The sequence below is a fragment of the Streptomyces sp. JK94 genome (assembly GCF_053613315.1).
The window spans coordinates 18,844-36,776 of sequence record NZ_JBSICH010000010.1; the positions used below are offsets into that span (position 1 = coordinate 18,844).

18 protein-coding genes are annotated in these 17,933 nt (G+C 73.6%); 8 read left to right on the forward strand and 10 right to left on the reverse strand.

Features of this window, described 5'->3' with window-relative positions; all coding sequences use genetic code 11:
• Positions 1-19: 19 nt before the first annotated feature.
• The 6 genes from ACVV2G_RS10160 to ACVV2G_RS10185 all read right to left on the reverse strand — a co-directional run bounded on the left by ACVV2G_RS10160 (position 20) and on the right by ACVV2G_RS10185 (position 5,143).
• Entirely contained in the window at positions 20-685 is a 666-nt protein-coding gene (locus ACVV2G_RS10160) for an ABC transporter permease (protein WP_453842300.1), read from the reverse strand.
• Positions 682-1,392: an ABC transporter permease gene (locus ACVV2G_RS10165; RefSeq protein ID WP_453842301.1), complete on the reverse strand. Its 711-nt coding sequence runs from the start codon at positions 1,390-1,392 to the stop codon at positions 682-684. The genes ACVV2G_RS10160 and ACVV2G_RS10165 overlap by 4 nt, the downstream gene beginning before the upstream one ends.
• Entirely contained in the window at positions 1,389-2,540 is a 1,152-nt protein-coding gene (locus tag ACVV2G_RS10170) for an ABC transporter ATP-binding protein (protein WP_453842302.1), read from the reverse strand. Before ACVV2G_RS10170 ends, ACVV2G_RS10165 begins: the two co-directional genes overlap by 4 nt.
• Positions 2,541-2,652: 112 nt before the next feature.
• Positions 2,653-3,369, reverse strand: coding sequence for an FAD:protein FMN transferase (locus ACVV2G_RS10175; protein WP_453842303.1), 717 nt, complete (start codon positions 3,367-3,369; stop codon positions 2,653-2,655).
• 1 nt (position 3,370) lies between these two features.
• A complete protein-coding gene (locus tag ACVV2G_RS10180) occupies positions 3,371-3,778 on the reverse strand; it encodes an FMN-binding protein (protein WP_453842304.1) in 408 nt (135 codons plus the stop codon).
• A gap of 15 nt (positions 3,779-3,793) precedes the next feature.
• Positions 3,794-5,143: a ferredoxin reductase family protein gene (locus ACVV2G_RS10185; RefSeq protein WP_453842305.1), complete on the reverse strand. Its 1,350-nt coding sequence runs from the start codon at positions 5,141-5,143 to the stop codon at positions 3,794-3,796.
• Positions 5,144-5,267: 124 nt separating this feature from the next.
• Here ACVV2G_RS10185 and ACVV2G_RS10190 point away from each other — a divergent pair, with 124 nt between their 5' ends.
• Positions 5,268-5,966 (forward strand): response regulator transcription factor, encoded by a 699-nt coding sequence (locus ACVV2G_RS10190; protein WP_453842306.1) that lies wholly within the window; start codon positions 5,268-5,270, stop codon positions 5,964-5,966.
• Positions 5,963-7,396: a sensor histidine kinase gene (locus ACVV2G_RS10195; protein ID WP_453842307.1), complete on the forward strand. Its 1,434-nt coding sequence runs from the start codon at positions 5,963-5,965 to the stop codon at positions 7,394-7,396. The genes ACVV2G_RS10190 and ACVV2G_RS10195 overlap by 4 nt, the downstream gene beginning before the upstream one ends.
• A 9-nt stretch (positions 7,397-7,405) precedes the next feature.
• Here ACVV2G_RS10195 and msrB read toward each other — a convergent pair whose 3' ends face one another.
• From msrB to ACVV2G_RS10215, 4 genes are all read right to left on the reverse strand, one after another.
• Positions 7,406-7,813, reverse strand: a complete 408-nt coding sequence (msrB, locus tag ACVV2G_RS10200) for a peptide-methionine (R)-S-oxide reductase MsrB (RefSeq protein WP_453842308.1) — start codon at positions 7,811-7,813, stop codon at positions 7,406-7,408.
• Positions 7,814-7,844: 31 nt separating this feature from the next.
• Positions 7,845-9,227, reverse strand: a complete 1,383-nt coding sequence (murC, locus tag ACVV2G_RS10205) for a UDP-N-acetylmuramate--L-alanine ligase (protein ID WP_453842309.1) — start codon at positions 9,225-9,227, stop codon at positions 7,845-7,847.
• A gap of 85 nt (positions 9,228-9,312) precedes the next feature.
• Complete coding sequence (locus tag ACVV2G_RS10210; RefSeq protein ID WP_453842310.1) at positions 9,313-9,786, reverse strand: indole-3-glycerol phosphate synthase; 474 nt, start codon at positions 9,784-9,786, stop codon at positions 9,313-9,315.
• Between the two features lie 156 nt (positions 9,787-9,942).
• On the reverse strand, positions 9,943-10,728 hold the full coding sequence (locus ACVV2G_RS10215) for a pyrimidine reductase family protein (protein ID WP_453842311.1): 786 nt from the start codon (positions 10,726-10,728) through the stop codon (positions 9,943-9,945).
• Positions 10,729-10,875: 147 nt separating this feature from the next.
• On the opposite strand from ACVV2G_RS10215, the gene zapE reads away from it, so the two are divergent.
• From zapE to ACVV2G_RS10245, 6 genes are all read left to right on the forward strand, one after another.
• The gene (gene zapE / locus ACVV2G_RS10220; protein WP_453842312.1) at positions 10,876-12,003 is read left to right on the forward strand and encodes a cell division protein ZapE; all 1,128 of its coding nucleotides are present in this window, start codon (positions 10,876-10,878) and stop codon (positions 12,001-12,003) included.
• A 234-nt stretch (positions 12,004-12,237) separates the two neighbouring features.
• Positions 12,238-12,612 carry a hypothetical protein gene (locus tag ACVV2G_RS10225; protein ID WP_453842314.1) on the forward strand — a complete coding sequence of 125 codons (375 nt, stop codon included), beginning with the start codon at positions 12,238-12,240 and terminating at the stop codon, positions 12,610-12,612.
• Positions 12,613-12,689: 77 nt separating this feature from the next.
• A complete protein-coding gene (locus ACVV2G_RS10230; protein ID WP_453842315.1) occupies positions 12,690-13,271 on the forward strand; it encodes a carbonic anhydrase in 582 nt (193 codons plus the stop codon).
• Between the two features lie 8 nt (positions 13,272-13,279).
• Positions 13,280-14,770, forward strand: a complete 1,491-nt coding sequence (locus ACVV2G_RS10235) for a SulP family inorganic anion transporter (RefSeq protein WP_453842316.1) — start codon at positions 13,280-13,282, stop codon at positions 14,768-14,770.
• A gap of 682 nt (positions 14,771-15,452) precedes the next feature.
• Complete coding sequence (locus ACVV2G_RS10240; protein WP_453842317.1) at positions 15,453-16,976, forward strand: FAD-dependent oxidoreductase; 1,524 nt, start codon at positions 15,453-15,455, stop codon at positions 16,974-16,976.
• Positions 16,977-17,069: 93 nt separating this feature from the next.
• Positions 17,070-17,927, forward strand: a complete 858-nt coding sequence (locus tag ACVV2G_RS10245) for a polysaccharide deacetylase family protein (RefSeq protein ID WP_453842318.1) — start codon at positions 17,070-17,072, stop codon at positions 17,925-17,927.
• Positions 17,928-17,933 lie beyond the last annotated feature (6 nt).

A 17,933-nucleotide genomic window follows, 5' to 3' on the forward strand; every position in this document is an offset into this window, starting at 1 on the left:
CCGCGTGTCCGCCCCGTCGTCAGCGCCTGCGCACCCCCGGCGACACCGCGAATCGCCCGGCCGCCCAGAACAGCGCGAGCGTGACGAGCGCCAGGAGCGCCACGAGGGTGGCTCCGCCGACCACCTTCTCGTAGTCGCGCTGGTAGAGGCCGTCGATGATGTACCGGCCGATCCCGCCGAGACTGACGTACGCGGCGATGGTGGCCGTCGACACGACCTGGATGGCCGCCGAGCGCAGTCCGCTGAGGATCAGCGGCAGGGCGACCGGCAGCTCGACCCGGAACAGGATGCCCGGCTCGTGCATGCCCATGCCCCGGGCCGCGTCCACCGGGGAGGGGTCGACGGAGCGGACCGCCTCGTAGGTGGTCACCAGGATCGGCGGAACCGCGAGGACTACCAGCGGGATCATCACGGGCAGCAGGCCGATGCCGGCCACGACGGCGATCAGCACCAGCAGTCCGAAGCTGGGCAGCGCGCGGGCGGCGGTGGCGACGAAGGCGACCGCGTTGCCGCCGCGTCCGGTGTGCCCGGTCAGCAGCCCGACGGGCAGCCCGATCGCGGCGGCGAGACCGAGGGCCAGCAGCGTGTACTGGACGTGTTCCAGCAGGCGCTGCGGGATGCCGTCGTAGCCGTGCCAGTGGGCGCTGTCGCTGAAGAAGGCGTTGACGAAGTCGAGTACGTTCACCGGGCCGCCGCCTTCTTCGATGCGGGCCGCTCCTGCCGCGCGGTGGTCTCCTTGGGGCGCCTGGTGCCGCCGCGCGGCATCCACGGCGTCAGCAGGTTCCGGAGCAGGACGAGCACCGCGTCGCACAGCACCGCCAGTACGGCCGTGGTGAGGACGGAGTTCACCGCCAGTTCGGGGCGGCCGTACTTCTGGGCGTCCGCGAGCAGGTTGCCGAGGGCGCCCTGGTTGCCGATGAGGGCGCCGACGCTGACCAGGGAGATGCTCGCCGACACGGCCACGCGGAGTCCGGCGAGGATCGCGGGCACGGCGATCGGCAGCTGTACCTGCAGATACCGCCGCACGGGCCCGAAGCCCATGGCGGTGGACGCGGCGAGGGTCTCCTCGGGCACCGACCGCACGCCGTCGACGATCGCCGGCACGAGCACCACCAGGCTGTACACGGCCAGCGGGATCATCACCGTCAGCTCGGTCTGGCCCGTGTAGTCGATGAGCACGACGAAGACCGCCAGCGACGGGATGGCGTAGAAGACGGTGGTCACGCCGAGCACGGGCGGGTACAGCCAGCGGAACCGCACGCAGACCTGGGCGACCGGCAGCGCGAGCACCAGCCCGGCCAGGACCGGCAGCAGCGCCTCGCGCAGGTGCAGTCCGATCAGGCCGAGGTAGGTGTTGTCGAGGTCGCTCGGGATGTCGAAGAAGCCGTTCACGGGGCGGCCTCGGTGACGGCGGCGGGCCTCGCGGGCCGTGTTCCGTCCGCGGTCTGCGCGCGGTGGGCGGTGCGGATCGCCTCCCCGATGGTCTGCTGAGAGACGACTCCGGTCACCCGGCCGTCGGCGTCCACGGCGACGGCCCAGCCGGTGGGCGAGAGCACCGCGCAGTCGAGGGCGGCCCGCAGCGAGTCGGTGCCGGGCAGGAAGGGCCGCCCGTGGGACAGCAGCCGCTCCGGCACGATGTCCCCGGCCGCCAGGGCCTGCGGCTCGGCCCAGCCCAGCGGTCTGCCGTCCGCGTCGGTCACCAGCAGGCAGGGGGCGTCCGCCGCGGCGAGTCGCTCGGCGGAGGCGTCGATCCGCACGACCGGTCCGGTCGTCAGGTCCAGGCCGGCGGAGGGGAAGAAGGACAGCCGCCGGATGCCGCGGTCGGCGCCGAGGAACTCCTCGACGAAGTCGTCCGCGGGGCGCGACAGCAGTTCGGCGGGCGGCGCGTACTGCGCGAGCCGGCCGCCGGTGCGCATCACCGCGACCATGGTGCCCAGTTTGATGGCCTCGTCGATGTCGTGCGTGACGAAGACGATGGTCTTGCCCAGTTCGTCCTGGATACGCAGCAGTTCGTCCTGGAGTCCCTTGCGGACGACCGGGTCGACCGCGGAGAACGGCTCGTCCATGAGGAGGACGGGCGGGTCGGCGGCGAGTGCCCGCGCCACGCCGACGCGCTGCTGCTGACCGCCGGAGAGCTGGTACGGGTACCGCTTGCCGAGGGAGGCGTCGAGCCCGACCCGTTCCATCAGCTCCGCCGCCCGCTCCCGGGACTTCTGCTTGCCCCAGCCGATCATGCGGGGCACGGTGGCGATGTTGTCGATGATCGTCCGGTGCTGGAAGAGCCCCGCGTTCTGGATGACGTACCCCATCGACCGGCGCAGCGTGGTGACCGGCTGCCGCTGGAGGTCCGCACCGTCCAGGGAGATGGTGCCCTCGGTGGGCTCGACCATCCTGTTGATCATCCGCAGGGTCGTCGTCTTGCCGCAGCCCGAGGGTCCGACGAGGACCGTGATCGAGCGGTCGGGTATCTCCAGCGAGAGCCGGTCGACCGCCACGGTGCCGTCCGGGTACCGCTTGGTGACTGAATCCATCCGTATCAAAACGCCGAATACCCTTCGGGTGGGCGGAAAGTGCTGGCCAGGTCGCTACGGTTCGTTGCCGGGAGAGTCTAGACGTCCGGTGAAGCCGAACCGTGGCCACCGCGTGCGGCCCCTACCCCGCCACGGGCAGCCCAGCCGTGCGCAGCACCCGGCGTTCCGCGTCCACCGCGAAGACCTCGCAGCCCTCCCGTGCGGCGGCCCACGCGATCCCCTCCGCGCCCATCGCGAACGCGGCCGTCGCGACGGTGTCCGCCTCCGTGAGGGTCGGCGCCACGACGGTGAGGCTGAGCAGTCCGGTCGCCGGGCGTCCGGTGCGCCCGTCGACGATGTGGTCGCCGCGCTCGTAGCGGGCGGAGGTCGCGACCGCCCCGTCGACGAGTTCCAGGGCGGTGCACAGCCGGCCGGCGTGCTCCGGGTGCCGTACGCCCACCCGCCAGGGGCCGCCGGCGGCGACGACGTCACCGCCGGCGTTGAGGCAGAACCGCCGTGCGCCGGCGGCCCGCAGCAGACCGGCCGCCCGTTGCACCGACCAGCCCTTGACCACCGCGCAGGGGTCCAGGCCCCGGCCCGGCAGCCGGACGTCGAAGGCGCCGCCGGTCGCGAGCCGGTACTCCTCGCACAGGTCGAGCACCTCCCGCAGCTGAGCGCTGACCCGGGTGGTGTCCCCCCGGTCCAGCCGGGCTACCTCACTGTCGGACCGGAACGGACTGAAGCGCGCGTCGACCTCACGCAGCCACGCGAAGACGGCGTCCGCCGCCTCCTCGGGCACCTCCGCGTCGTCCACCCGCAGCGAGACCGGGAAGCCCATGACGTGTTCGACGCGCCGCACCTCAGGCACCCGCGCCCTGCGCGTCGATGGCGGCCTGGAGGGACTGCCGGTACCCGTCGCTGGTGAGCGTGGCGCCGGAGACGGTGTCGATGTCGGCGCTCTGGGTTTCGAGGGTCTCCTCGATCAGCCGGGGCACCGCGGCCTCGGTCTGCGGGTGGTCGGGCTGCCGGAGCATGCGTACGGCGGTGATCCGCCCGTCCTGGAAGACCACCTCCACCTGCACGGGCCCCTTGTCGGTGTCGACGGTGGAGCCGGTGACGACGGTGGAGCCGTCGGCCGCCGCGGACGGCGCCGCGGACGGCGCGGAAGCGGCGGCCGAGGTGGCCGCCGTCCCGTCGGAGGGGGCGTAGCGCCAGACCGGGACGAGACCGGCGACGCTCAGGACCAGGACGGGCAGTGCGCGCTTCACGGTGGGTGGTTCCTCTCATCCGGCCAGGCTGAAGCGTTCGGCGTGTATCTGCGCCCCGGGCACACCCAGTTCGCGCAGCGTGCGGAGCACCGCGCTGGTCATGCCGGGCGGCCCGCAGACGTAGACGTCCCGGTCGGCGACGTCGGGCACGAGTGCGGCGAGGTCGCGCGGGCCCAGCTTGTCGGGGACGGCCGGCCCGGTGACCAGGTGCAGTTCGGCGCCCTTGGCGTGGGCGAGGTCGCGCAGCTCGTCGTGGAGGACGGCGTCGCGCTCGGTGGCCACCCGGTGGACGAGCACGACGTGGCCGGGCAGTTCCTCGAGCAGGGCCCGGATCGGGGTGACGCCGACGCCGCCGGCGATCAGCAGGGTGTCCGGACGGGTGCGGTGCAGGGTGGTGAAGGCGCCGTAGGGGCCCTCGGCGAAGACGCGGGTGCCGGGCCGCAGGTGGCGCAGGGCGGCGGTGCCGTCGCCGGCGGTCTTGACGGTGAGCCTGAGCCGGCGGCCGTCGGGTGCCATGGACAGCGAGAACGGGTTGGCCTGCCACCAGCGGTCCCGTGTCAGGAAGCGCCACAGGAAGAACTGGCCGGCCCGGGCGGGCAGCCGGTCCAGGTCGCGGCCGGTGATGTGGACGGAGAAGACGTGGTCGTTCTCCGGCACGACGGCGGTGACCCGCAGCCGGTGGCGCAGGTTCCGCCGCAGCGGCAGCACGACCCGGCCCAGCAGGACCGCGCCGAGGGCCGCGCCCCACACCCCGTACCAGTACGTCCTCGCGGCCGGCGAGGAGGTGAAGGTCGTACCGGCGGCGACCTGGTGGGTGAAGGCCAGCACCACCGCGACGTACGTGTAGAGGTGGACGAAGTGCCAGGTCTCGTACGCCATCCTGCGCCGGGCGGCGCGCGCGGAGACGGCGCCGACGACCGTGAGGAGCGCGAGGGCGACGAGGGCGCGCAGCACGCCCTCGACGGTCTCGGCGAGGTCGACGAGCTGGTTCAGGGGGTCCAGGGTGGAGGACTCCGCGTAGCCGAAGGTGATGAGGCAGACGTGGGCGAGGAGCGTCCACAGGACGCCGAATCCGGTCCAGCGGTGCCAGGACGTCAGCCGGTCCATGCCGATGCGCCGGTCGAACCAGGGCAGCCGGGCGACCAGGACGAGCTGGAAGGCCATGAGCAGGGCGCCGTACAGGCCGGTGAGGCGGCCGAGGACGATCAGGGTGTTGGAGGCGAAACCCGCCCGGGCGAAGAGGACGGCCACGACGGCCGCGTTGGCGGCGAGGACGGCGTACAGGCCGGTACGGGCCACCGCCTTGGGGCGGAGGGCCGGTGTGGGGGGCGGCTGGCGGCGGGGGACGCTTGGAGCTGTGGTCACGGAACCGAGCTTCACCCGCCCGACCTGTCTTTTTCCTGTCGGGCGACTTTCGACTACTTATCGATCTCGGTTCGGCGGCCCGCGCGGTGTGGGGTGCGGGCGGCCGGTGGCGCAGTATGGGCGGGTGGAAAAAGTACGACTCCTCGTGGTGGACGACGACCCGCCCATCGCCGATCTCGTGGCCACGGTCGCCCGCTACGAGGGCTGGGAGGCGGTCACCGCGAACTCCGGCGAGCAGGCACTGCGGCTGGCCGCCGGGTTCCGTCCGGACATCGTGGTGCTCGACCTGATGCTGCCGGACGTCGACGGCTTCGGCGTCCTGGACCGGCTGCGCCGCTCGGGGACGATGGTGCCGGTGGTGTTCCTCACCGCGCGCGACGGCGTGGCCGACCGGGTGGCGGGACTGACCCGGGGCGGTGACGACTACCTGGTCAAGCCGTTCGCGGTGGAGGAGCTGATGGCCCGGCTGCGGACCGTCCTGCGGCGCAGCGCCGGGCCCGGCTTCCAGCGGGCGGTGCTGCGGGTGGGGGACCTGACGATGGACGAGGACACCCGTGAGGTGCGCCGCGGCGAGCGGCGGGTGCCGCTGACCCCGACCGAGTACGAGGTGCTGCGCTACCTGATGCGCAAGTCGCCGACCGTGCTGACCAAGGCGCAGATCCTGGACCACGTGTGGGAGTACGGCTTCGGCGGCCGGTCCAACGTCGTGGAACTCGTCGTCAGCCGGCTGCGCCGCAAGCTCGGCGACACGGACGACACCGGTGAGCCGCTGATCCGGACGGTGCGCGGCTTCGGATACGTGATCCGGCAGGCGGCCCGGTGATACGGCGGCTGTGGCGCGCCTCCCGCGGGCTGCGGCTCGGGACCCGGCTGGCGCTGGGCCTCGGGGTGCTGTCGCTGGCGGTGTTCGCCGTGGTCGGCACGGCGCTGACCGCGTACATGCGGGACTACCTGGAGCGGCAGCTCGCCGACCAGATGAAGCTGGCGCAGGTCGTGCAGACCAAGGACGCGGCGGCGCACGGCACGGTCCGGCGCAAGCCGTACTACGGCTGGTACACGGCCGTCTACGACGTCTCCGGCGGCTCGGCGGACCTGCGCGCGCCCGCCGAGGTGCCGGCCGACAGCCGTGCGCTGACCGCCCTGGCGCAGACCATGGCGCGCTCCGGCCAGGACCTCACCCGCACCGTGCGGATCGACGGGCACGGCCCCTACCTGCTGCGGGCCTGCGAGGTCGAGCCCGGGGTGGTGCTGGTCAGCGCCGCGCCCATGGGGGACGTGGAGGACACCGTGGATCAGCTGATCACGGTGCAGGTCGTCGCCTTCGGGCTCGCGCTGCTGGCGCTGGTGGTGTCCGGGCGGCGGATGCTGCGGCGCGGTCTGAAGCCGCTGAGCGACATGGCGAGCACGGCGCACGGCATCGCCTCGCACGACCTGACGGAGTCGGCCGCGCGGCTGCCGCTTCGGGCGGACGGCCGGGACGGCGGGCGGGAGGTGGCGGAGCTGCGGACCGCGTTCAACACGATGTTGGAGCACATCGACGACTCGCTGGCGGTGCGCGCCGAGGCCGAGCAGCGGCTGCGCCGGTTCGTCGCGGACGCCTCGCACGAACTGCGCACCCCGCTGATGTCGGTGCGCGGTTACGCCGACCTGTTCCAGTACGCGGCGGCCAACGAGCCCGGGGAACGGGAGCGGCACCTGGCCCGGCTGCGTGCCGAGGCGGCGCGGATGGGTGTCCTGCTGGACGACCTGCTGCTGCTCGCCCGGCTGGACGCGGACGAGGTGGAGACGCCGCTGCGCTGGGAGGACGCGGATCTGACGGAGCTGGTCCGGCAGGCGGCCGACGCCTTCCGCGCCGGGCACCCGGAGCATCCGCTGACGGTGACGGCCGCTCCCGCGGCGGTGAGACTGCGCCTGGACCCGCAGCGGATCCGGCAGGTGCTCGACAACCTGCTGACCAACGCGGCCGTGCACACGCCGCCGGGCACGAAGGTGTCGGTCGCGGTGTCCGTGACGGCCGGCGCGGCCCGCGTCGCCGTCGCCGACACGGGGCCGGGCGTGCCGGCCGCCGACCGGGAACGGATCTTCGACCGCTTCTACCGCGTCGACAAGGCGCGCAGCCGGGACCGCGGCGGCAGCGGTCTGGGGCTGGCCGTGGCCGGTTCGCTGGTGCGGGCGCACGGCGGCTCGATCGCGCTGGGCGGCGGGCCGGGCGCGACGGTGTTCACCGTGACGCTCCCGGCCGCCGCCCGGTGACCGGCCGGCTCAGCCCTCGGCGGGCGCCAGCCGCAGCGCGACGCTGTTGATGCAGTACCGCTGGTCGGTCGGGGTCGGATAGCCCTCGCCCTTGAACACGTGCCCGAGGTGCGACCCGCACCGGGCGCACCGCACCTCCGTGCGCACCATTCCGTGCGACCGGTCCTCGATCAGCTCGACCGCGTCCGTGTCCTTCGGGTCGAAGAAGGACGGCCAGCCGCAGTGCGACTCGAACTTGGTCTGCGAGGTGAACAGGTCGGCGCCGCAGGCGCGGCAGGAGTAGACGCCCTCGGTCCTGGTGTCGGTGTACTCACCGGTGAAGGCGGGCTCGGTGGCGGCCTGGCGCAGTACGGCGTACTCGGCCGGGGCCAGCTCCGCGCGCCACTGCTCGTCCGGCTTCTCGACGTCGTACGACATAAGTCCTCAGCCCCTTACGGTTCGCGATGCTCTACAGCTCTTCCAGGATGCGCGGACCGAGGTCGGTGACGTCGCCCGCGCCCATGGTGAGAACGAGATCACCGGCCTTCGCCATTCCCGCGATCACCGCGGGCGCCTCCGCCTTGTCGTGCACCGGCGTGACGTCGGCGCCCGCGGCCCGGGCCGCCTGGATGATCAGGTCGCTGGTGACGCCCGGGACCGGGTCCTCGCGGGCCGGGTAGATGTCGAGGACGACCGAGGCGTCCGCCAGGGCGAGGGCCTGGCCCATTTCCCTGCCCAGCTCCTGGGTGCGGGAGAACAGGTGCGGCTGGAAGAGGACGAGGATGCGGGCGTCGCCGACCGCGGCGCGCATGGCCTCCAGGTCCGCCGTCATCTCGGTCGGGTGGTGCGCGTAGGAGTCGACCACCTGGACGCCGGCCGCCTCGCCCTTGAGCTGGAGCCGCCGCTTGACGCCCGTGTAGGCGGCCAGCGCGGCGGCCAGTTCGGCGGCCGGGAGGCCCAGGGCCACGCCGGCGGCGAGGGCGGCGACCGCGTTGTGCGCGTAGTGGCGGCCGGGGACGGAGACGCCGAAGGTCAGCTCGGTGCCGTCCAGCACTACGGTGACCCGGCTCTTCAGCCCCTGCGGGACGACCGACAGGATGCGCACGTCGGCGTCCTCGGACTCCCCGTACGTCACCGTCCGCACCGACCCGGCCAGCCGTCGTGTCAGCTCCCGGGCGCCTTCCTGGTCGGCCGCGATCACCAGGGTGCCGCCGGGGACGATCTTCGAGGCGAAGGTCTCGAAGGACGCGTGGATTTCGTCCATCGACGCGTAGTTGGCGTGGTGGTCGAGTTCGACGTTGAGGACGATGGCGACCTCGGGGGCGTACGTGTGGAAGCTGCGGTCGCTCTCGTCCGCCTCGGCGACGAAGATCTCGCCGTCGCCGTGCAGGGCGTTGGAGCCGGGCGCGTCCAGGTCGCCGCCGATGGCGTACGAGGGGTCCAGGCCCAGTTCGGACAGGGAGACCGCCAGCATGGAGGTGGTGGTGGTCTTGCCGTGCGTGCCGGCGACCGCGATCGGGCGCAGACCGTTCATCAGGGCGGCGAGGGCGTCGGAGCGGTGCACCACGGGGATGCCCAGGGCGGCGGCGCGGGCCAGCTCCGGGTTGTCCTCGCGGATGGCCGACGAGACGACCACGCAGCTCGCGTCGTCGGCGAGGTGTTCCGCCGCGTGCCCGATGTGCACGGTCGCACCCAGCGCGCGCAGGGCCTCGGCGGTCGGGGACTCCCTGGCGTCGCTGCCCGCCACCTCGGCGCCGCGCTGGGCGAGGATCTTGGCGATGCCCGACATTCCGGCGCCGCCGATGCCGATGAAGTGCGGTCGGTCCATGGCGGTAGGAAGGCCGGGTGCCATGCGCTGTTCTCCCCAGGGGTGCGACGGGTGTACGAGGGTGCTCTGCCGGGTGGGCGCGCCCCCTGGCCGGGGGCGCGGACCCAGCCTATGCCTTGCTGTGGGAGAACAGTTTCAGGACCGGTACGCCGACCTTGTGGCGGGCCCGCGAGGCCCAGTCCCGGTGGAAGAACTCCTCCACGTAGTGCGGGTCGGTCAGGACGATCACCTCGTCGGCCCCGGTCTCCACGACCAGGGTCTTGAGCTCGTCCAGCGGGTGGTCCTCGATCAGGCGGCCCTCGGCGCCGGCCCCGGACGAGCGCAGGGCGGTGAGGGACACCTCCAGGGCCCGCTGCCCGACGCTCTGCGCCTCCTGCCCCTCGGGGGTCTCCCCCTCGCGCACGGCCTCGTCGAACTCGCCGAGCGCGACGTCGTCGACGGCTCTCAGCAGCCTGTCCGCCTGGTCGCCGCGCGGCTGGAGCAGCACGTGGAAGGCGACGGCCTCCTCGCCGTGCAAGGACGTGACGAACTCCACGTCGGCGGACGTCAGGGCTTTCTCGATCATCAAAACGCTTGTGAACACTCAGGCGCCCCTTCTCCTTCGAGGACCCTTCAGGCCCACCCTCCGTGGGCCGTACCGGACCCTGCGGAAACCATCCTGCCCCGTGATCGCACGGGTACTGCCGGATTCCGTGTGCCCGGCGCGGACTATGCGGAACGGGGAATTCCGCCGTGCCCCTCAGGCCCGCCGGTACCGGCTGAACAGGAAGCCCTCCTCCTCCAGCAGGGACCCGAGGACGAACCGCCGCGGAACCTCCACCGACGGCCCGCCCGCGATCCGCTGCGCGTCCCCCGCGGTGAGCATCGGCGAGACGGTCAGGCACAGCTCGTCGAGCACCCCGGCCGCGACGAACTGTCCCAGCAGCCGCGGGCCGCCCTCGGTCAGCAGCCGGGTGTGGCCGAGGGCGGCCAGCTCGTCGACCGCGCGGGCGGGGTCCACTCCGACGCCGTCGCCCGCGATCACCACCCGGGCACCGGCCCTCTCGGCCGCCGAGACCCGGTCCGGCGCCGCGGCGGCGCCGGTCAGGATCAGGGTGGGCACCAGCGGCGAGGTGAACAGCGGCAGGGAGAAGTCCAGCTCCAGGCCGGCGCTGACCACGGCGATCGCGGGCGCGGGGAGCTGTCCGGCCGCCCGCCGCGGCTCCGTGAACTCGGCCCGCGCACGTGCCGGGCGATACCCCTCCTGGCGCACCGTCTCGGCGCCGGCGACCACCACGTCCGCCAGGGCGCGCAGGGTGCCGAAGATCCGCATGTCGGCCGCGCTGGAGATGGGCTGGGAGCGGCCGTCGTGCTGGGCGGCCCCGTCGAGGGTGGAGACCATGTTCGCCCGCAGCCACGCCCGGGACCGCCCGTCCGGCTCGGGATAGGCGTAGGCGGCGGCCAGCTCGGCCGGGCTCCACTCCCGGTCGGCCGCGTCGGGGTCCGGGCCGGCTGTCTGATCGGTCACGGGGAACAGGCGTCGCATGCGGTGCAGTGTTCCACGAGGCCGCCTCCCGAACCGTGCCGACCGGGACCGGGTCCGCGCGGGCGTCGGGGCGCGGGGGCACGGGGCGCCCGGGGACGACCCTGCGCATGAAGGCGGCCCCGCGAACAGGCTCTACCATGGACCACCGTGCCGCCCTCTTCCGCCGCCTCCGGTTCCACGCCCTCCGGCCCCACCCCGATAGCCGGGGCGGCCTCCGCCCCGCTGTCCCTGTGCGCCCGCGAACCGGAGGTCCCCGCGGAGCGCCTGGTCGCCGAGATGGTGCCCCCGCCCCGCTTCGACTCGGTCCGCTTCAGCACGTACATCCCGGACCCGGACCAGCCCAGCCAGACCGAGGCCGTCCGGGTCCTGGAGGGCTTCGCGGCGGGACTCGGCGGCGAGACCCCCGGCCGCGCCGGCCGGCGCGGCTTCTTCGGCCTCGGCCGGAGCAGGGCCCCGAAGACCCCCGCCGGCCCTCGCGGCGTCTACCTCGACGGCGGCTACGGCGTCGGCAAGACCCACCTGCTGGCCTCCCTGTGGCACGCCACCCCCGCCGAGCCCTCCCGCAAGGCGTTCGGCACCTTCGTGGAGCTGACCAACCTCGTCGGCGCCCTCGGCTTCCAGCAGACCGTGCGCACCCTCTCCGAACACCGCCTTCTGTGCATCGACGAGTTCGAACTCGACGACCCGGGCGACACGGTCCTCGTCTCCAGCCTGCTCGGCCGGCTCGTCGAGGCCGGCGTGGCGCTCGCCGCCACCTCCAACACGCTGCCGGGCAAACTCGGCGAGGGCCGCTTCGCGGCGGCCGACTTCCTGCGCGAGATCCAGGGCCTGTCCGCCCACTTCCGCGCCCTGCGCATCGACGGCGAGGACTACCGCCACCGCGGTCTGCCCGAGGCCCCCGCCCCGTACTCCGACGAGCAGGTGACCCGCGCGGCGCAGGCCGCCGAGGGTGCCTCCCTGGACGACTTCTCCGCCCTCCTCGACCACCTCGCCCGCGTCCACCCCAGCCGCTACGGCGCCCTGACCGACGGCGTCACGGCCGTCTGCCTCACCGGGGTGCGCCCGGTGCCGGACCAGTCGACGGCGCTCCGCCTCGTGGTGCTGGCGGACCGTCTCTACGACCGCGAGGTGCCGGTGCTGGCCTCCGGGCTGCCCTTCGACCGGCTCTTCAGCGAGGAGATGCTGAAGGGCGGGTACCGCAAGAAGTACTTCCGGGCGATCTCGCGGCTCACCGCGCTGGCCCGGGACGCGGCACGCCTCGTCGACACGCCCTGAGAGCGGCCGGAACGGCCTGTTCCCGCCAACTCACCCGCTATTTTCAGGCTCTCTTCAGCACGTAACGCTACGTTAACCCTGCAAAGCTCTCTGCAGGGTTAACGTGTTTCTTGACCGTGCATTGACCATGTGTTGGCACTGCGTTGACCTCGCGCAGACCATGTGCCGGCATATGCCGTTGGCGTGAACTGCCTGGAGAGGGGGCATATGGTGCGAGGCACGACGGCCCGGTCCATGGTTCCGCTCCTCTCCGCCTTCCTGATCGCCCTGGCGGTCTTCGCACTCGGCACACCCTTCGCATCCGCGCATACAAACCGCGATGCCATGGCCAACGCTTGTTCCGGAAATACCCCCTCCGGCGCGGCGTCGCACGACGCGACCGTCACCTGCCACGGCGCCGGCCGGTCCGGGAACCCGAACGGTTCCCCGCACGTCCTCGACCGGCACCGCACCACCACCGCGCCCATGCACGAGGCACCCGAACACCCGTTCCTGCGGGAGCGCGGCCCGCTGGTGCCCGAGGCGGCCATACCCGGCCGTGCGACCGGGCTCCGGTCGAGACCGGCGCCGGACCATTCCCCGGCGACGTTCCAGGTCCTCCGTCACTGAGGGCCCGTAGCCCCTTTCACCCCTGTCCTGCCCGTCCGACGCGCCCCCCACGGCGCGCCAGGAGGAATCACCGCATCATGCAGCCCCTCATCGACAACGCCCGCACGTTCGGACAGCGCCCTGAGGAGTTCGCCGGGCACGCCCAAGGCCAGTCGCCCGAAGTCCTGTTCATCGCCTGCTCCGACTCCCGGGTCGTACCCGCCCTGATCACCGGTGCCCGGCCCGGCCAGCTCTTCGAGCTGCGCACCGCGGGCAACATCGTCCCGCCCTACGGTGCCGGACGCCCCTCCGGCGAGGCGGCCACCATCGAGTACGCCGTGGAAGTGCTCGGCGTCACCGACATCGTCGTCTGCGGCCACTCGCACTGCGGCGCCGTCGGCGCGCTGGTGCGCGGCGACGACCTGACCGCCGTACCCGCCGTGCGCGAGTGGCTGGCGCACGCCGCGGACGAACCGAAGCCGTGCGACCCCGCCGACCCGACGGTCGCCGCGGCCGTGCAGCACCACGTCCTGGCCCAGCTCCTGCGGCTGCGCTCCTACCCCTGTGTGGAGCGGCGGCTGACGGACGGCCGGCTGCGCATGCACGGCTGGTACTACGAGGTCCACACCGGGGTCGTACGCGAACACCGCGCGGACACCGACACCTTCGAGACCCTGTGAGCGCCGGCGTGAACGCCATATCCGAGACCTCCCGAAGGTTCCCCCATCTGCGGCAGGACTTCACCGCCTCGCTCGTGGTGTTCCTGGTCGCCCTCCCGCTGTGCGTGGGCGTCGCCGTCGCCTCCGGTGTCCCGGCCGAACTCGGCCTCGTCACCGGCATCGTGGGCGGCATCGTCACCGGCCTGCTGCCGGGCAGCAGCCTGCAGGTGTCCGGGCCGGCCGCCGGCCTGACCGTGCTGGTCTTCGGCGCGGTCGACGCGTACGGGCTGCCCGTGCTCGGCGTGATCGTGCTGGCCGCCGGTCTGCTGCAACTCGCGATGGGCGCCCTGAAGCTGGGGCGCTGGTTCCGGGCGATCTCCCTGTCCGTGGTCGAGGGCATGCTGGCCGGCATCGGCCTCGTGCTCATCGCCGGCCAGCTGTATTCGGCGGCCGGGCTGGCGGCGCCCGCCTCCGGCCTCGACAAGATCACCGGACTGCCCGGTGCCGCCGTCGACGCGCTGGGCAGCGCCGAGGCGCTCACCTCGCTCGCCCTCGGCGCCGGCACCGTCGCGGTGATGGTGCTGTGGAAGCGGCTCCCCGGACGGGCGCGGACCGTGCCCGGCGCGCTGGCCGCGGTCTTCCTGGCCACGGCGGTGACGGCGGTGTTCGGCCTGTCGGTCGCCACGGTCGAGGTGAACGGCCTGCTGGACTCCGTCCAGCCGCCCGGAGCCGGCGCCTTCGGCGAGCTGGCGAGCATCGGCGTCCTCGGCACGATCGTCGCCTTCACCCTGATCGCCTCGGCGGAGAGCCTGTTCAGCGCCGCCGCGGTGGACCGGCTGCACAGGGGCCCGCGCACCGAGTACAACAAGGAGCTGATGGCGCAGGGCGCGGGCAACACGGTGTGCGGTCTGCTCGGCGCGCTGCCGATGACGGCGGTCATCGTGCGCAGTTCCGCCAACGTGGGCGCCGGCGCGCGGACCAAGGCGTCCCGGGTGCTGCACGGGGTGTGGCTGCTGCTGTTCGCCGCGCTGCTGCCGTCCGCGCTGGCGCTGATCCCGCTGCCCGCGCTGGCCGGCATCCTGGTCCACGCGGGCTGGAAGCTGATCCCGTTCCGCGGCCTCGTGTCGCTGTGGCGCAGGCACCGGGGCGAGGCACTGATCCTGGTCGTCACGGCCGTGTCCATCGTCGTCGTGAACATGTTCGAGGGCGTGCTGATCGGCCTGGCCCTGTCCGTGGCCAAGACCGCCTGGGAGGCCTCGCACCTCAAGCTCGAGATCATCGACAAGGGGGCCGGCCCCGTCCAGGCGCACCTGTCGGGCAACGCGACCTTCCTGCGGCTCCCGAAGCTCCTGGAGAGCCTGGAGGCGCTGCCGCAGGACCGCCCGGTCGAGCTGGACCTGTCCGGTCTGCACCACCTGGACCACGCCTGCCGCACCGCGCTGGAGAACTGGGCCGAGCGGCACAGCGCGACCGGCACGGACCCCGTGAAGGTCACGGAACCGGCGAAGACGGCCGTGTAGTCCGGCCCGGCACAGACGGCCCTGTAGCCCGGCCCGGCACAGACGGCCGTGCAGTCCGGCCGGGCGCCGACCGCCCGTCCGTGCGTGCGGGCCGTCGCAGCGGCGACGGCACCCGGTCCGGGGTACGGCCCCGGACCGGGTGCCGGGCGTTCGGCGGTACGGGCCCCGGACCGGGTGCCGGACATGCGGGTGCACGGGCCCCGGACGAGGCGCCGGGCGTCCCGGGCCAGGGGCGCGGCGCTCGGCGCCGCCACCGACGGAGCCGCAGCGGCCGGGGTGCCGGGGCCCCGCGGGGGACGTCCGGGACGCGCGCGGCCCCGCGCCCGCCGTGAGACACCGCAGGACACGTTCTACGCGCGTGGTTCCCGGCCCTCCGGACAGGTGGCGGACACAGCGGTCACAGTCCTGTCCGCCAGCAGGAAGGTCGCCCATGTCCGCAACACGACGTCAGGTGCTCGCCCGCACGGGCGCCCTCGGTGCAGGCATCGCCTTCACCGGAGCCCTCTGCTGACTCTTCGCCGGCACCGCCGCCGCGCACTCCCCGGCCGCACCGGCTACGGCCCGCTGATCCCCGACCCCGACGGTCTGCTCGCTCTGCCGAAAGGATTCGGTGGCACACGCTCCGCCCGGCGGGCGCACCGCCCGGTCACTGAAGCCGCAGCGACAGGGTACTCGGAGCCGCATGACGGAGAAAGCGCAGGTCAAGGGCTCGTACTGGCTTCAGACGGCACCGGGCGGTGCGCCGCGCCCCGCCCTCGCGGAGGATCTCGACGTCGATGTCGCCGTGATCGGCGCCGGCGTCGCCGGGCTCAGCGCGGCCTGGGAACTGGCGCGGGCCGGACGCAGCGTGGCGGTGCTGGAGGCCGGGCGGGTCGCCGCCGGCGTCACCGGCCACACCAGCGCCAAGCTGACGGCCCTGCACTCGCTGGTCTACGACAAGCTGCGCCGCACCCGGGGCCCCGAGGGTGCCCGCCTGTACGCCCGCTCGCAGTCCGAGGCGATCGAGCGCGCCGCCCGGATCGTGGCCGAGCTGGGCATCGACTGCGACTGGGAGACCCGCAGCGCGTACACGTACGTCCGCGACGAAGGCCGCGTGGACGAGCTGCGCCGGGAGGCGGCCGCCGCGAGGGAGGCGGGGCTGCCGGCGTCGTTCGTGACGGAGACGGGGCTGCCGTTCCCGGTGGCGGGCGCGGTCGAGGTCACCGGGCAGGTCCAGTTCCACCCGCGCAAGTACCTGCTGGCCCTCGCCGACGACCTGGAGGCGCACGGCGGGCGGATCTTCGAGGGCACCACCGTGCACGGCCTGGACGAGGGGGAGCCGTGCCGCGTGTCGACCGAGGCGGGAGCGACGGTCACCGCCCGGGACGTCGTGGTGGCCACGCACTACCCGATCTTCGACCGGGCCCTGCTGTTCGCGCGTCTCTCCCCGCGCCGGGAGCTGGTGGTGGCGGGGAGCATCGAGGCCGGCCGCGACGTCGACGGCATGTACATCACGCCGGACGAGAACACGCGGTCGGTCCGCACGGCCCCCCTGGACGACGCGGGGCGCCGGCTGCTCATCGTGACCGGGGAGCACTTCACCCCCGGCACGGGCGACACCCGGGAACGCTTCGACCACCTGTCCGCCTGGGCGCGCGAGCACTTCCCCGGCGCCGACCTCACGTACGCCTGGGCCACGCAGGACATCGACCCCACGGACACCGTGCCGATGGTGGGCCCGCTGCACCCGGGCGCCCACCACACGTACGTCGCCACGGGCTTCGGCGGCTGGGGGCTCAGCGGCGGCATGATGGCGGGGCGGCTGCTCACCGCGCAGATCACCGGTGAGGAGTGCGCGTGGAGCGGGCTGTACGACCCGCGCCGACTGCGCACGGCGGTGCGCGAGGCGCCGGCGTTCCTCAAGACGCAGGCCGAGGTGGCCCGTCACTTCGTCGGCGACCGGCTGCGGCCCGCGCCGCCGGTGGACGCCCTGCCGCCGGGCGAGGGCGCCGTCGTCCGGGCGGGCGGTGACCGGCTCGCGGTCTACCGGGACGAGGCCGGCGCGCTGCACGCCCTCTCGCCGCGCTGCACCCACCTCGGCTGCCTGGTCGACTTCAACGCGGCCGAACGCGCCTGGGAGTGCCCCTGCCACGGCTCCCGCTTCGACACGGACGGCACGGTGATCGAGGGCCCGGCGACGAAGCCGCTGGAACGGCGGGACATCTGAGCGACGCACCGCTTGGGCCCGGGAGGGTGACCTCGCGGGCACGTCGCCCGGCACAGCCGTACTCACCGAACCGCACACTCATACGTTCGTACGGTGATCACTCTCGTACGACGTGCCACCGCCCTGTGCGTCCTGGGCGCCGCCCTCACCGCCTGCGGGACCGCCGAGGACCCGCAGGCCCCCCGACCGGCCCCGTCCGCGCCCTCCGCCGGCCCGTCGGAGCCGGCTCCGTCCCGGCCTCCGACGCTCGCCCCCGGCCCCGCGGGCCTGACCCCCGTCTTCGAGCACGGCCCGCGCGCGGACGGCAGGACGGTCGCCCTCACCTTCGACGCCGACATGACCGCCGACCAGGGGCCACGGGCGGCGGCCGGTGAACGGTTCGACAATCCGCAGCTGATCGCGGCCCTGCGGGAGCTGGACGTGCCGGCCACGGTGTTCATGACCGGGCGGTGGGCGGAGGAGTACCCGGCCGAGGCCCGGTCCATCGGCCGGGACCCGCGGTTCGAGATCGCCAACCACTCCTACAGCCACTACGCCTACACCGACGACTGCTACGGCCTGCCGGCCGTGTCCGAGGAGCGGATGCGGGCCGACGTGGAGCGGGCGTACGCGGCGTTCAGGAAGGCCGGGGTGCCGGACGCGATGCCGTACTTCCGCTTCCCCGGCGGCTGCTACGACCAGGCCGCCCTCAGGGCACTGACCGCTTCCGGCGTCACCGCCGTGCAGTGGGACGTGGTGGGCGGGGACGCGTTCGCGACGGACGCGGACGCGGTGGCCCGCCAGGTACTGGACGGGGTGCGGCCGGGGTCGGTCGTCGTCCTGCACTGCACCCGCAGCGCCGCCCCGGTGACCGAGGAGGTGGTGCGGACGGTCGTGCCCGAGCTGCGCCGCCGGGGCTACCGCTTCGTGAGGGTCTCGGAGCTGATCGGCGCCGCGAACGGCCGCCGCTGACGGGCC

Coding starts and splice junctions, on each gene's coding strand:
- murC (WP_453842309.1), bottom strand. CDS start 9,227: ATGGCACCCGGCCTTCCTACCGCCATGGACCGACCGCACTTCATCGGC.
- ACVV2G_RS10215 (WP_453842311.1), bottom strand. CDS start 10,728: ATGCGACGCCTGTTCCCCGTGACCGATCAGACAGCCGGCCCGGACCCC.
- ACVV2G_RS10240 (WP_453842317.1), top strand. CDS start 15,453: ATGACGGAGAAAGCGCAGGTCAAGGGCTCGTACTGGCTTCAGACGGCA.
- ACVV2G_RS10230 (WP_453842315.1), top strand. CDS start 12,690: ATGCAGCCCCTCATCGACAACGCCCGCACGTTCGGACAGCGCCCTGAG.
- ACVV2G_RS10225 (WP_453842314.1), top strand. CDS start 12,238: ATGGTTCCGCTCCTCTCCGCCTTCCTGATCGCCCTGGCGGTCTTCGCA.
- msrB (WP_453842308.1), bottom strand. CDS start 7,813: ATGTCGTACGACGTCGAGAAGCCGGACGAGCAGTGGCGCGCGGAGCTG.